The organism is Tardiphaga sp. 172_B4_N1_3 (assembly GCF_052076035.1).
GTDB lineage: Bacteria > Pseudomonadota > Alphaproteobacteria > Rhizobiales > Xanthobacteraceae > Tardiphaga > Tardiphaga robiniae.
In genome coordinates, this window is the sequence record NZ_CP197238.1 from 511538 (window position 1) to 525868 (window position 14331).

14 protein-coding genes are annotated in these 14331 nt (G+C 59.7%); 9 read left to right on the forward strand and 5 right to left on the reverse strand.

Going from position 1 to position 14331, the window contains the following annotated elements; translation table 11 throughout:
• Positions 1-38 precede the first annotated feature (38 nt).
• The gene (locus AB7783_RS02250) at positions 39-1214 is read right to left on the reverse strand and encodes an ABC transporter substrate-binding protein (RefSeq protein WP_093760644.1); all 1176 of its coding nucleotides are present in this window, start codon (positions 1212-1214) and stop codon (positions 39-41) included.
• A gap of 339 nt (positions 1215-1553) precedes the next feature.
• On the opposite strand from AB7783_RS02250, the gene AB7783_RS02255 reads away from it, so the two are divergent.
• From AB7783_RS02255 to AB7783_RS02270, 4 genes are all read left to right on the forward strand, one after another.
• Positions 1554-2060: a MarR family winged helix-turn-helix transcriptional regulator gene (locus AB7783_RS02255; RefSeq protein ID WP_441229030.1), complete on the forward strand. Its 507-nt coding sequence runs from the start codon at positions 1554-1556 to the stop codon at positions 2058-2060.
• 10 nt (positions 2061-2070) lie between these two features.
• On the forward strand, positions 2071-2889 hold the full coding sequence (locus AB7783_RS02260; protein WP_175367239.1) for an alpha/beta fold hydrolase: 819 nt from the start codon (positions 2071-2073) through the stop codon (positions 2887-2889).
• A 144-nt stretch (positions 2890-3033) separates the two neighbouring features.
• Positions 3034-4701 (forward strand): AMP-binding protein, encoded by a 1668-nt coding sequence (locus AB7783_RS02265; RefSeq protein ID WP_441279626.1) that lies wholly within the window; start codon positions 3034-3036, stop codon positions 4699-4701.
• Between the two features lie 34 nt (positions 4702-4735).
• Positions 4736-5194: a RidA family protein gene (locus tag AB7783_RS02270; protein ID WP_441276700.1), complete on the forward strand. Its 459-nt coding sequence runs from the start codon at positions 4736-4738 to the stop codon at positions 5192-5194.
• Positions 5195-5200: 6 nt separating this feature from the next.
• Here the strand turns inward: AB7783_RS02270 and AB7783_RS02275 are convergent, their stop codons facing one another.
• Positions 5201-6001 carry an AraC family transcriptional regulator gene (locus AB7783_RS02275; RefSeq protein WP_441276701.1) on the reverse strand — a complete coding sequence of 267 codons (801 nt, stop codon included), beginning with the start codon at positions 5999-6001 and terminating at the stop codon, positions 5201-5203.
• 63 nt (positions 6002-6064) lie between these two features.
• Here AB7783_RS02275 and AB7783_RS02280 point away from each other — a divergent pair, with 63 nt between their 5' ends.
• A complete protein-coding gene (locus AB7783_RS02280; RefSeq protein WP_089267410.1) occupies positions 6065-7243 on the forward strand; it encodes an MFS transporter in 1179 nt (392 codons plus the stop codon).
• Between the two features lie 223 nt (positions 7244-7466).
• Positions 7467-8582: a helix-turn-helix transcriptional regulator gene (locus AB7783_RS02285; RefSeq protein ID WP_441276702.1), complete on the forward strand. Its 1116-nt coding sequence runs from the start codon at positions 7467-7469 to the stop codon at positions 8580-8582.
• Positions 8583-8811: 229 nt separating this feature from the next.
• Here AB7783_RS02285 and phaZ read toward each other — a convergent pair whose 3' ends face one another.
• Entirely contained in the window at positions 8812-10035 is a 1224-nt protein-coding gene (phaZ, locus tag AB7783_RS02290) for a polyhydroxyalkanoate depolymerase (protein ID WP_439057660.1), read from the reverse strand.
• Positions 10036-10214: 179 nt separating this feature from the next.
• Between phaZ and AB7783_RS02295 the strand changes: the two genes are divergently transcribed.
• Both AB7783_RS02295 and AB7783_RS02300 read left to right on the forward strand, forming a co-directional pair.
• A complete protein-coding gene (locus tag AB7783_RS02295) occupies positions 10215-10868 on the forward strand; it encodes a glutathione S-transferase family protein (RefSeq protein ID WP_093760630.1) in 654 nt (217 codons plus the stop codon).
• A 274-nt stretch (positions 10869-11142) separates the two neighbouring features.
• Positions 11143-12282: a hypothetical protein gene (locus tag AB7783_RS02300; RefSeq protein ID WP_184514579.1), complete on the forward strand. Its 1140-nt coding sequence runs from the start codon at positions 11143-11145 to the stop codon at positions 12280-12282.
• A gap of 49 nt (positions 12283-12331) precedes the next feature.
• On the opposite strand, the gene AB7783_RS02305 is transcribed toward AB7783_RS02300, so the two are convergent.
• Positions 12332-12541 carry a hypothetical protein gene (locus AB7783_RS02305; RefSeq protein ID WP_184514581.1) on the reverse strand — a complete coding sequence of 70 codons (210 nt, stop codon included), beginning with the start codon at positions 12539-12541 and terminating at the stop codon, positions 12332-12334.
• Between the two features lie 118 nt (positions 12542-12659).
• On the opposite strand from AB7783_RS02305, the gene AB7783_RS02310 reads away from it, so the two are divergent.
• A complete protein-coding gene (locus tag AB7783_RS02310; protein ID WP_441276703.1) occupies positions 12660-13040 on the forward strand; it encodes a hypothetical protein in 381 nt (126 codons plus the stop codon).
• A 12-nt stretch (positions 13041-13052) separates the two neighbouring features.
• On the opposite strand, the gene AB7783_RS02315 is transcribed toward AB7783_RS02310, so the two are convergent.
• Positions 13053-14246, reverse strand: coding sequence for an ABC transporter substrate-binding protein (locus AB7783_RS02315; protein WP_441276704.1), 1194 nt, complete (start codon positions 14244-14246; stop codon positions 13053-13055).
• Positions 14247-14331 lie beyond the last annotated feature (85 nt).

Genomic DNA, 14331 nt, shown 5'->3' on the forward strand with positions numbered 1-14331 from the left:
CGCGGCAACGGCCCGGTGATGAGTGATCGCCAGGGCGATTACTGCGCAGCGCAGTCCTTGGCGTAGCGATCGCCATAGTTCGAGAACACCTTCTCGACGATCTCGGTCTGGAACTTGCCGTCAGCGCGCTTGGCCACCTTGGTCAGGAAGAAGTCCTGAACGGGGTAACCGTTGTTGCTGAACTTGAAGCCGCCGCGGATCGACGGGAAGTCGGCCTTCTTCATGGCTGCAGCCACCTTGGCCTTGTCCGAGAGGTCGCCCTTCACGGCAACGACGGCGCTGTTGATCAGCATGGCCGCGTCATAGGACTGGAAGGCGTAGGTCGCCGGCACGCTGTTATAGGCCTTCTCGTATTCTGCCACGAACTTCTTGTTCTGCGGAGTGTCGAGGGTCGGTGCCCAGTTCGAGCCACCGAACATGCCGATCGCCGCGTCCTGCTGAGCCGGCAGCGTCGATTCATCGACGGTGAAGGTCGACAGGAACGGAATGCGGTCGAGCAGGCCGGCCTGCTTGTACTGCTTGACGAGGTTCACGCCCATGCCGCCCGGCATGAAGGTGAGCACGGCGTCAGGCTTCATCGATGCGATCTTGGAGAGCTCGGCCTGGAAGTCGAGCGTGCCGAGCGGGATGAAGGATTCCTCAAGAATCTCGCCCTTGAAGTCCATCTTCACGCCGGCGACGAAGTCCTTGCCGGCCTGATAGTTCGGGGTCATCAGATAGATCTTCTTGTAGCCGCGCTTCTGGGCGACGTTACCGAGGATCTGGTGGATCTGGTCGTTCTGATACGATGTCACATAGAAATACGGATTGCACTCCTTGCCCGCGTAGCTCGACGGACCGGCATTCGGCGAGATCAGGAAGGTCTTGTTCTCGGTGACCGGCTTGTGGATCGCGCCCAGGATGTTCGAGAAGATCGGGCCGACCACGAAGTCGACCTTGTCGCGCTCCAGAAGGCCTTTGACCTTGGTCACAGCGACGTCGGGCTTGAGTTCGTCATCGACGACGATGACTTCGACATCCTTGCCGCCCATCTTGCCGCCGAGATCCTTGACGGCGAGGTTGAAGCCGTCGCGCGCCTGCTGGCCGAGCACGGCACCGGCGCCCGACAGCGACACGATCACGCCGACCTTGATCTTTTCCTGCGCCATGGCCGGGATGGCCGAAACGCTCATCATCAGGGCGGCCAAACCGGCCAGTTTGAAAGACTGCTTCATTAACTTCTCCTCCACTCGGCCGCGACAGGCAGCCGAAAAACGTGCCAACCCAGAATTCTGTTCTTTTGCCTAGATTATGCTCACGACGGGCGCAGCCGCAAGCAATGTAAATGACTTCCAGGCGTCAGAAATCAGCCGAATACGCTATGCAAACCGTAGGCCAATTTATTTGAACCTTAAAGAAATATTCAAAATCGAAGGCGGTCAAGGCTGCGGCGTTTTGGCTTGCGGTCGGACGGAAATTCCTTGAAGGTCAAAGGATCGGTATGGGGCGGTACGAGATTGTGGATTGCCGGTCTCTCGGCCGCCGCAGGAGCTTCAAGCAGGTAAGATTGCATCATGATTCTCGATTCCGAGACCAAGGCCGTCGAACTTCCCGATGATCACGGCGATGAGCTGCGCCTGTGGCTCCGGCTCTTGACCTGTACGACCTTGATCGAGGGCGAAGTCCGCAGCCGCTTGCGCGAGCGCTTCGATGTCACGCTGCCGCGCTTCGACCTGATGGCCCAGCTCGACAAGGTGCCCGACGGTATGACCCTGTCGGATGTCTCGAAGCGGATGATGGTGTCGAACGGCAACGTGACCGGCCTGGTCGAGCGTCTCGTGGAATCCGGCCACGTCGATCGCCGCACCTCCGACACCGATCGTCGGGTGCAGGTGATACGGCTTACCAAACTAGGCCGCGCGGAGTTCCGCAAGATGGCCGAAGAACACGAGACCTGGATCGCCGAAATCTTCGCGGATCTGGCGCCGAAGGATGTCCGCGAACTGATGCGTTTACTGGCCAAGACCAAGGCTTCTGCGCAGAAGGCGGCGCAAAAGGCAGCGAACGGCAAGGTGCCGTAAACGCGACGCGGTGAGTGCAGTGATCGATCTCGAAGCCGAATACAACAATCGCGCAAAAGTGCCGGAAAGCTCTGCGCTGATCGCCGGCTGGGCACAGGACGCCAAAGCCTATCGCGACAGCGGCGTGCAGATGCGGGCCATTCCATATGGCTCAGGCGCACGGCACACGATCGACTACTTTCCCGCTGGCGACAAAGGTCCGATTGTCGTCTTCATTCACGGTGGCTACTGGCAGGCGCTGGATGCCTCGTTCTTCAGCCATCTGGCGCGCGGGCTGAACAGCCATGGCATCAGCGTGGCGATCCCCAGCTACGATTTGTGTCCGAACGTCTCGGTCGGTAATATCATCGCGCAGATGCGTGCGGCGACCCGCGAGCTGGCGAAGCTCGGCAGGCGGCTCGTCGTGTCGGGCCATTCGGCGGGCGGTCATCTCGCGGCCTGCATGCTGGCGACGGACTGGCGCGCGCTCGATTCCGCGCTGCCGCAGGACCTGATTGTCGGTGCCTATGCGATCTCCGGGTTGTTCGATCTGGCGCCGCTGGTGCCGACGTCGATCAACAATGCATTGCATTTGAACGATGCCGGCGCCCGTGAGGTCAGTCCGTTGTTCTGGCCGGCGCCTTCGCACGGGTCTCTCGATGCGGTGGTTGGTGGCGACGAGGGTGTCGAATATTTGCGGCAGAGCCAAAGCATCGTCGACGCCTGGGGTGTCCATATTCCCGCGCGCCTCGAGGCGCTTCCCGGCGCAAATCATTTTACCGCCGTCGCACCACTGGCCGATCCGCAGTCCGCCATGGTGCTGCGGCTAAAGGCGCTGGCCACGCTTTAGGCTGACTTGCCTAAACAATCCGCGCAAATCGACGTTGTCAGCCGAAAATTTCGGCGTGCCGCAAGACTCCGCAGTTGCGGAAAACTGTTTTAAGTCTAAAATGATATTTGGATGACGTTGCCGGGCATCTGACGTGACGGGAGCATTGCAATGGCCGCTGATACTCAGCTGACAAAGCCTTATACGGCGCATGTTGATACGTTTGCGCGGGACAATATGCCCCCGCCGGAACAGCTACCGGAGTTTCTTTTCACCCGGCCGGAATTTCACTATCCGCCGCGCATCAATTGCGTGGTGCCATTTCTCGATCGCTGGGTCGCCGAGGGGCGCGGCGATGCGCCGTGCATGATCGGGCTGAACGAGAGCTACACCTATCGCGAGCTCTATGAGCTCGTGAACAAGATCAGCAACGTTCTGGTCAACGAGCTTGGCCTGGTTACCGGCGGTCGCGTGCTGCTGCGTTCGGCCAACAATCCGATGATGGTTGCGACCTATCTCGCCATCATCAAGGCCGGCGGCGTCTGCGTGTCGACCATGCCGCTGCTGCGCGCCAAGGAACTGTCCTATCCGCTGCAGAAGGCGAAGATCTCGCTGGCGTTATGCGACAGCAAGCTGTCGGACGAGATGGAGAAGGCCAAGGCGGTTTCGCCCGAACTCAAGCGCGTCGTCTATTGGGGGGCCGGTGAAGCCGAACTCGACAAGATGATCGCCGAGGCCAGCCCGGAATTCACCGCCGTCGATACGGCCTCGGATGATATCTGCCTGATCGCCTTCACGTCGGGCACAACGGGCGACCCGAAGGGCACCATGCATTTCCACCGCGACATGCTTGCGGTGTGCGACGGCTTTGCGCGCAATGTGCTACGCGCCAGTCCGGAAGATCGCTTCATCGGTTCGGCGCCGCTGGCCTTCACGTTCGGCTTCGGCGGCGTGCTGTTTCCGCTGCATATCGGTGCGTCCTTCGTGGTGCTCGAGAAGGCCGGCCCGGACGAGCTGCCGCTGGCTGTTGCCAAGCACAAGGTCACGGTCTGCTTCACCGCGCCGACCGCCTATCGCGCGATCCTCGGCAAGATTGATCAGTACGATCTTTCGACGCTCCGCAAATGCGTGTCGGCAGGCGAAACGTTGCCGAAGGGCACCTATGATGCATGGCTGAAGGCGACCGGCATCAAGCTGATGGACGGCATCGGCGGCACCGAAATGCTGCACATCTTCATCTGTGCGATCGAGGAAGAAATCCGCCCGGGCTCCACGGGTAAGCCGGTGCCCGGCTATGTGGCCAAGATCGTCGACGACGAAGGCAACGAAGTGGCACCCGGCACGCTAGGCCGTCTCGCCGTGAAGGGCCCAACGGGTTGCAAATATCTCGCCGATCCGCGTCAACTGAAGTTCGTGCAGAACGGCTGGAATATCACCGGCGATACCTTCCTGATGGATGAGGATGGTTACTTCTGGTACCAGTCACGTTCTGACGACATGATCGTGTCGGCGGGTTACAATATTGCCGGCCCCGACGTTGAAGCTGCGTTGCTCACCCATGAAGCCGTGGTCGATTGCGGCGTTGTCGGTTGCCCCGATGCCGATCGCGGCATGATCGTAAAGGCTTATGTCGTTCTCGCTCCCGGTCAGGCAGGGAGCGACGCGCTGGCGACCGAGTTGCAGAACCACGTGAAGCGCGAGATCGCGCCTTACAAATATCCGCGCGCCATCGAATTCGTGACACAACTGCCCAAGACCGAGACCGGCAAGCTGAAGCGCTTTGCGCTTCGCCAGCAGGCTGCGGCGGGCGCGTCACCGACCGTTGCCGCATAAGTTTGAAGACGTTTCTTTCAGGGAGGATTGCCCGGTGAATGCACCAAAGGGCCCGACATTGACCGTGGTGCCAAACGCAAAGGGCGATGTTGCAGCATCCGTTTCGCGCGCATTGCAGCCGAGTGGCTGGCCGAAGCCCAAGGGCTATGCCAACGGCATGACGGCCGATGGCCGCATCGTCGTGACCGGCGGCGTGATCGGTTGGGACGCCGAGGAGAAGCTGAAGCCGGATTTTGTATCGCAGGTGCGTCAGGCACTGCAGAACATTTCCGACATCCTTGCGGAAGGTGGCGCTAGGCCGGAGCACCTTGTGCGGCTGACCTGGTATGTCGTCGAGATGGAAGAGTATCTCGGCAATCTCAAAGCGCTCGGTCAGGCCTATCGCGAGATTTTCGGCGCACATTATCCGGCCATGGCGCTGGTGCAGGTCGTGCGTCTGGTTGAACTCGCTGCGCGCGTCGAGATCGAGGCGACTGCAGTGGTGCCGCGCTAAGCGGCGCTACTTCGCCTCGATAAACTCTGTCGGGCTCTTGCCCGTCACTTGCCGGAACGCGTGCGAAAACGCGGAGAAGCTGGCATAGCCGAGATCGGCAGCGAGCTGCTTTACCGAGGCGTTGCGGTTCATCGACAGTCGTTCGATCGCCTCTGCGATCCGCGCGCGTTGACACCAGCTCTTGAAGCTCAATTGCGTCTCTGCTGAAAAAAGCCGCGATAGTGTACGTGCAGACGTGCCGACGGCGCGCGCCAGTGTTTCGATCTCGTAAGTCTGCGTCGGATCGGTCAGCACCATCTCCGCCGCACGTCGGCAGCGCGGCTCTTGCGGCAGCGGCATGAACGTCGCGGGATCGCCTGCCTGATGCAGTTCAAGCATGGCAATCTCGATCAACAGCCGATTGCGTGCGACGTCATCGCGCCCATCGAACAGCGCCAGGATCGACTCGTGCAGCAGGCGCGATACGCGAACCACGAACTCCGCGGCGAGATCGCCATTGCGTCGATCCTGCGCCAGCCAGTCGACGTTGAAATACAGCGAACGCATCTCGATGTCGGCCAGAACGTCGATGGCGTGGGGCAGGTGGGCTGGCACCCAGACCGCGCGATCCGGTGGCACTAGCCAGCGGCCCTTCGGGGTTGTCACCTGCATGGTGCCCGCAGCGGCGAATACGAGTTGCGCCTCGCGATGGGCATGGGTGTCCAGCCGGATGCCCTTGCGGTAGCGCGTCGCCAGGATGTGGACGCCTTCCGTCGCCGGGCGCCGGCGCTCCGATAAGTCCAGGATTGGCGGTTCTGCGACATTCATTGGCAACATCCCGTTAGAGCAAGCTCATATAACGGCATTCCAAGGTTGCCAAGGAATCGATTCATGAACGTCCCCAGCCGGGTCATTACCCTCGTTAATGTCGCCCATTTCATCGACCACTACGCGATGCTGATCTTTGCGGCAGCGGTGCTCGTGATGGGTCCGGCCATGAATATGACCTATACCGAGCTGCTGCCCTATGCGACGCCGGGCTTCATGGCGTTTGGGGCCGGCTCGTTGGTGACCGGCTGGCTCGGGGACCGCTGGAGCCGTCGCCATATGATGGTGATCTTCTTCTACGGCATCGGTCTGTCGATGATGGCTGTCGGCCTGGTGCAGACGCCTTTGCAGCTTGGTGCGGCGCTGTTCTCGGTTGGCCTGTTCGCGTCGATCTATCATCCGGTCGGCACGGCGATGATCGTCTCCTATGCCGATAAGCTCGGCAGCGCGATGGGCATTAACGGCGTGTTCGGCAATTTCGGCGTGGCGTCTTCCGCACTGATCACCGGCGTACTCGGTCAGTTCCTCGGCTGGCGCTGGGCCTTCATCATTCCCGGCCTCGTCACTGTTGCAGCTGGTGTTGTCTTCATGCGCGAGGTCGCACATGAAGATCGCTCGGGATTCAAACAGGCGGCGGCGCAAGCGCGCGTCGCGAAGTCTGACATGTGGCGTGTGATCCTTGCATTGTTGGTCACGGTGGTCGCGATCTCCACCGTCTTCAACGCCATCACCGTCGCGCTGCCAAAACTGTTTGCCGAGCGTTTGTCCGACATGACGGACAGCCCGGCATTGCTCGGCATCATTGCCGCCTGCGTTTATGTCTTCGGCGCGGCAACCCAGTACAACATCGGCAAACTGATCGATAAGCACTCGCTGAAGGCGGTGAGCGTTCCGTTGTCGCTGGTGCTCGCGCCGTTCCTGTATTTCGCAGCGTCGCAATCGAACATCTCACTGATTGTCGTCGCGATCGGCATTATCATTGGTCTGTTCGGGCAGATCACCGTCAACGAGGCGATCGTCGGCAAGTATACAAGCGAGGAGTGGCGGTCGCGCGCCTACGCCGTGCGTTATTTCGTTGGCTTTACCGCAGCGGGAGCCTCGGTCGGGCTTGTCGCGTGGTTGTACGAGCAGGGTGGCTTCATCATGATGTTGCACGCCTTTGCCGCCTTGTCGGCGCTGGTGATCGTCGCTGCATTGATTTTGCCGCGGGAGTTGCCGCCGGCAAAAGCACCTCTGGCGTAAAACTTCTCGCTTTACACTGGCGAGCAGCGCGGGACCGGTCTAGTTAGGCGGTGAATACCATTCGCCTCCTGAACGGCGGCTGGCGAAAGTGGCATTTCGCGCACATCAGCATCGTGGTCGCAGATTTCCGAATGGTCTCGGGAATTGTCTGGTGTCTGCGGTGTTGCATGATGGGTGCTGCTTCTCACCGTGATGACCGAGACGCGAGCCGCCGGAAACCGTGTTGCTGGATACATCCGTGAATTTTGAAACGCTCGTTGACGAGATTTATGAAGCGGGAGTTTTGCCGGAGCGTTGGCCGCAGGTGTTCGATCGCCTGGCGGCGTTGGCAGATGCCGAAGGTGCGATGATTTTCGCATCCGCGCCCGGCATTCCGCGGTGGACGTCATCTGAGAGAATTCGCGAGCGGATCGATCGTTGGACCAAAAGTCCCTACGCGACCAAGAATCCACGAAGCACTAGACTAATCGCGGAAAACGAGCCGTGGTTTCTGACGGACCTGGACCGGTTCACGATGGAAGAACTCGACAATGAGAGCTTCTACCGGGACATTCTCCGGCCGGCGGGTCTCGGCTGGTGTGCCGGTACCTCGGTACGGTCTCCCTCCGGTGATACGCTCGTGATTTCGGTGGAGAAGGCTTACGCCAAGGGGCCGGTTGAACGCGCTGTGGCGGATCAACTGGATGGCCTCCGGCCTCATCTGGCCCGTGCGGCGGTGCTGTCCGGTCGTCTGGGCTTCGAACGTGCCCGCACGGCGGTTGCGACACTTCAGATGATTGGCCTTCCCGCGAGTGCGGTCAGTCAGGAGGGGCGCGTTATCGCGGCCAATCCTGGGTTCATTTCCAGCACGACGATTGTCGGCATTGGCGCGCAGGATCAGGTGCAGTTCGCCTCGCAGGTCGCTCAGACCATGTTTATCGAGGCGCTGAGCAAGCCTTTATCTCTGTCGAAAACGGGCCGTTCAATTCCAATTTCTGGGACTGAGCACAGCCCACCCTTGATCGCGCATGTGCTGCCCCTCCGTCTGGCTGGCCTCGATATTTTTGCGGGCGCTATGTCGATCCTGCTCCTGACGCCGATCACCCACCAGCAGCGCAGCCCGGGTCCGGAGCTTCTGCAGGCTTTGTTCGATTTGACGCCGGCTGAAGCGCGGATCACCAGCCTTTTGATCGATGGCAACTCAGTCACCGCCATCTCGAAAATGCAGAGCGTCAGCTTGAACACCGTGCGGACCCAGCTGAAATCCGTCTTCTTGAAAACCGGCGTCGAGCGGCAGGTGGACCTGGTTCGGCTTCTGGGCCAGCCGCGAGTTCAATTGATCCCGGACCGGGACGCCTGAAAAATCCACGAAAAAGGCCGGCACGATGGCCGGCCTTGATGCGTAAGTATGTCCGGTGAAAAATCGTGCAGTCGTCAATACACGGTCCGCAGAAGCGGTAATAAGAAACCGCCGCTATGCTGCTGAAGCAGCGGCGAAACAATTCCCGGTATCGACGTAGGTTATTCCTGCGACATCCGCGTCACCAATTTGGGTGAAGCGCCCGACTATTTGTATACAACGCAAGGTTTCACGAATTCACGTGAACAAAATCCCGCAGCAGCGGGTAGATCTCGTTGTTCCAACGGCGTCCGCTGAATACACCGTAATGGCCGACACCGGCCTGCATGTGATGGACTTTGCGATAGGCTCGCACGCCGGTGCAGAGATCCTGGGCTGCTAGAGTCTGGCCGATCGAGCAGATATCATCCTTCTCGCCCTCGACCGTCATCAGCCCCATGCGCTTGATCGATGCGCAGTTCACGGTCCGGCCCTTGTAGGTCAGCTTGCCTTGCGGCAACAGATGCTCCTGGAACACGTCGCGGATGGTGTCGATATAGAACTCTCCTGGCAGATCCATCACGGCGAAATATTCATCATAGAACGTCTTGATGACTTCCGCCTTCTCGGTCTCGCCCTTGGCGAGATGCTCGGCGAGATCGACATGTGACTTGATGTGCCGCTCGAGATTCATCGAGACGAATGCTGTCAACTGAATGAAGCCGGGATAGACCTGCCGGAACGCGCCTTTGCACTGGAATGGCACGTAGTTGATCATGTTATCTTCGAACCACTTCAACGATTTGCTCTTGGCGAACTCGTTGACCTTGGTCGGCTGAATGCGCGTATCGATCGGGCCCGCCATCAGCGTCAGGCTTGCCGGTCGCGCAGGGTGATTGTCTTCCGACATGATAGCTGCTGCAGCTAGCGCCGACACGGACGGTTGGCAAATCGCGACCATGTGGGAACGCGGGCCGAGCTCATTCATGAATGTGATCAGGTGCTCGGTATATTCGTCGAGGCCGAACTTGCCCTGATCGAGCGGTATGTCGCGCGGGTTGTGCCAGTCTGTGATATAGACGTCATGGTCCTGCAGCAGGGTCTTCACAGTGCCGCGCAGCAGCGTCGCGAAGTGGCCGGACATCGGCGCCACCAGCAGCATGCGTGGCTGCTCCGGTGCATTCTCTTTCTTGAAGTGTAGCAGCGATCCGAATGGTGTCTTGAAGGTGACTTCTTCCGTCACCTCATGCTCGCTGTTACCGACCATCACCTTGCCGATATCGAATTCAGGCCGATGATAGGTGAGGGCGGAGCGCGAGATCAGCTCAAGTGCTGCCGCGAGGCGACCGAACAGTTTCTCGGACGTGCCAGCCGGGACGAGATTGAGGTACTTCAATGCGGCAGACGCACCGGTGCGCCACGGTGCTGTCAGATCCATGTGATTCTGGTAGGCCTGATACATCATTGACATCATCCGGAGCTATCCCTGCTTTGTTGCTATGCAATATTGAAGCCAGAGAAGAGTCAATTCGTCTGGAAAACTGGCACGTGGTTTGCTGAATAAAATTAAAGCAGCACAAGCAATGGGCAGCCGGGAACCGGTTACCCCGAGGGCTGACGGGCTGCCTGGGTTCGGGCGTAAGGGGATAGGTCATGGCCAACGCAACACTCACCATCAGCAGCAAGAACTACTCGTCGTGGTCATTGCGAGGGTGGCTGCTGACAAAATTCTCAGGCCTTGAGTTCGACGAAGTCGTTACGGCGCCGGACGATGCTTCCGCCAAGGCCGAGATCCTGTTGCTGTCTTCATCGATCCTGGTGCCCTGCCTGCGCCATGAAGGGGCGGTGGTCTGGGATACGCTGGCAATCGCCGAATATCTCAACGAGATCATGCCGGAAGCTAAGCTATTGCCGGCGGACCGCATCCTGCGGGCGCATTGCCGCTCGATTTCGGGCGAAATCCATTCCGGCTTCACGACATTGCGCGCGTCGCTGCCGGTCAACATCAAGGGGCATTTTCCGAACTTCAAGGTCTGGTCGCGCGCGCAAGCCGATATCGACCGGATCTGCACGATCTGGCGCGAGTGTCTGTCGAAGTCCGGCGGCCCTTTCCTGTTCGGCACCCGCAGCATGGCGGACGCCATGTATGCGCCGGTGGTGACGCGCTTCGCGACCTATGACGTCAAGCTCGATCCGCAGCTATCAGCCTATGCCAGCATGGTGATGAACCTGCCCGAAATGCAGGAATGGATTGCCGCGGCCAGGCAGGAGCCTACCGATATCGAGGAGCTCGAGGTCGAGTACTGATTGATAGTTCGGCAACGCCCCGCCGGCTTACAGATCGGGCACGGCGTGCTCAACTTGTATCCAGAATTTGTAGCGCTCGCCCGAGGATTTGCGCGGTTTGGCCGCCAGATCACCTGCTGACGAGCGCGATTGGTATCAAAACGCCTTTGACGCCAGCTGGCGCGATTTTCGCATAGCAGCAATTTCTCGCGAGCCGCATTGCGTTGGCTGCCGATCGATTGCACGCCAATCACAGTTCGGTCCCCGGGTGTTTTTAAACACGTTGGAGGATCCCATGAATGTACATGCTGCGATCGACCTCAAATGGCCTGGGCTTAAGCACCCGAACGGCGATCCTCTCCGCCTGAATCATGGGGATTTCGTAGCGATCGATCGGCAAAAGGATACGACATACGAGGCGACCTATCGCCCGCAGGCACTCTATAGCCGCGCCAATGAAGGCTTTCACGCCAATAACGAAACTTTCCTGCTCCATGAAGTCGCGACCAATCTGCCGATCTATCGCGAAGACACGGGCCCTACCGACTTCCATCTGCATCTTCCACCAGGCGGCTTCCAGCTCGTGCTGGTCACGTCGGGCATGTTCACCTTCGATTACGATGGGCGCTTCTACAATGTCGGCCCTGGCGCAGTGATGCTGCAAAGCGCGATCGTGCATCGTCAGCTGTTCTACACCTGGTCAGGTCTGTCCACGGAGGAGAACCTGAAGACACCGCAGACGGTGGTGCCCGATCCCCTCTCCATGGGCTACTCCGGCAAGTTTCTCGAAGCCTTCGTAACCGATCCGACGACCTTCCCGAACCCGACAATCGTGGGTCCGGATCAGATCAACGAAGCCGAGACGCCACGTATGGCCTGGACCCATGCGCTGCATGATCGCCCGGACGATGCAGGCTTCTGGCTTCAGGATCCGCTGGCGCTGGATGCGCTCTTCAAGCTGCTGGCTGATGACACCATCAAGTCGGCGGCGCCCGTCTATGTGCGCGATATTGGCATCGAGGCTCCGAGCGGGCATCTTGTCACCGGTCACATCATCGCAACCGATCCGCATGGCAAGTCCCTCTTGCCGAAGAGTTCCGCGGCGGCCGTGGATGCCGCCTCTTTCGCGAAAGGTGAGGTTGTCATCTATCGCGTCATTCGCGGCACGGCAGAATTCGTGGATAGTGCTGGGAAGACGTTCGAACTTGCGGCCGGTGATGTGGTGACGGCGGGCAAGAATTCGACCAGTCTCATCGGGATGGGCGAAAATACGCAAGTCCTCCGGCTTGGCCTGCTGAAAGGCATGGAGCAGCTTCGAAGCTGGACGCCGACCCAGCGCGATGAAATCGACGGCTTGGCGGCCAAGATCATTACACAGAATGACATCCGTCCCCTGCGGACCGAGGGCAAGCCGGTCGGCTATCTGTACGCGTAAGCGATGGCCGGCGAAGTGCGCCGCCGCCCCTAAAGCGGGTACACGGCGCTCACGCTGTACGTGGCAGCCGCCATCCGACTACGCGTGCCTCGACCGTGCTGCCCGTCTCGGCATTGCGCCATTCGCCATCGATGAACTGGCAAGGGAAGGGCAGCTGATAGGTGCCGCTGTGGTCCTCGCACAACACTTGCACCACCTGATCAGGCTCAGGATCACCCTGGCCATCGAATTCGGCCAGCCGTCGTTCACGCGTCGCCATGAGGTGCTCCGGTCCAAGGAACGGGCGGACATCTTCTTCGTTCCCATCACACCTGGTTGACAGCCGGGCGCCAGCACCGCTTGGTCTTGGCGGCATGACGGACATGATGGGGAAAACGATGCGCGGCCGAACAATCCTTGCGATGACATTGCTGACCATTTTGGGCGCCGCCAAGGCGCAGGCGCAGGATGTGCCGGGAATCGAGATCTGCACGGTCGAAAAGACCATGGAGCGCCGCACCAGCTGCCTGCAAAGCAACATCAATTTCCTGCAGCAGACGTTGGGCAAGCTGCGGCTTGATCAGCAACAGCGCCTTGATGCGGCCAACCGTCAGGTCGAGGCGCTGAAGGCTACCGTCGTTGCCCTGCAGAAGACGGTGGAGGAGCTGCAGGCGGCGCAAAAGAAGCTGGCGCCAGCTGCGAAGGAAGCTCCAGCTGCCGCGAAAGACGCGCCGGCGACCAAGGATGCACCAGCGCCTGCCAAGGATGCGGCGAAGTAGGGCGCTCTCGTCCTACTCGCTGCTCAGCACGGGTCCGAACAGTTCCCAGCGTTCGCCCTTGAAACGCATCATCTGTAACTGCTGCAGCGGGCTATAGTCGGTTAGGCTGGTCTTGACGCGGGTGCCGGGCAGGAAGATGCCGACCTCATAATCGAGGCTGGTGGCCTGCTTCATCACATTCTCCCGCGTGAGCGTGTCGCCGCATCGCTCCAAGATATGCGCCAGCGTGCGCGCGATTCCGAAGCCGTACAGCGTGTAGATGTCGTTCTTGTCACCGTCGGGATAATACTTGTCCATGAAGGCAAGCCATTCCTTGATGGTCGGATCGTCCTTCCACTGCGGATCGGTGGGATCCTTCATATAGGCCGCGCTGATCACGCCCTGCGCATTGTCGAAGCCTGCGGGTTTGATCACCGAGCCGACAGACTGTGAGACATTGACTAGCATCTGCACCGGCTTCCAGTTCAGCTCGGCCACCTTCTTGATCGCCTGCGCGGCAAACTTGGGCGAGGCAATGTTCAGGAACACGTCGGGGTTGGCGGTTCTGATCTGGACGATCTGTGAATCCACGGTCGGTGAGCTGGTCTCGAAGCTCGCCTGCACCGAGATCATCTTGTCGGCCTTGTCGCCGAGCCCCTCACGTACGCCGCTGAAATAGTCCTTTCCCATGTCGTCGTTCTGGAACAGCACGCCGATCCTGGCATCGGGATGGTTCTTCAGGATCCACGCGGCCCAGATACGTCCCTCGTTGTGGTAGCTGGGCGACCAGCCCATGGTCCACGGGAAGTGCTTTGGGTCGGCCCATTTCGAGGCGCCGGACGATACGAAGAGATGCGGTACTTTCTTGAGGTTCATGTATTTCTGGATCGCGGAATTGGTCGCCGTGCCCAGCGGATTGAACAACAGCAACACTTCATCGCTCTCGACCAGCTTACGCGCCTGTTCCACCGTCTTCGGCGGCGAGTAGGCATCGTCATAGCTGATGAAATTGATCTTGCGGCCGTTGATGCCACCTTGGTCGTTCAGCATCCTGAAATAGGCCGCCTCGGATTTTCCGATCGAGGCATAGGAGGATGCCGGTCCGCTATAGGGCATGATGTTGCGGACCTTGATCTCGGTATTGCTGGCGCCCGGATCGTATTTCTTTTGTGCGTGAGATGGCGTGGCCAGCACGCCGAGCATGAGCGCGGCAAAAGCGAGAGTCATTCCCCGGGGCAGTATCCTGAGCATCGTTTCCTCTGACGTCTTGTATTTCCGCGGTGCGGTCCATCTGAGTGGACCATCGATCGCC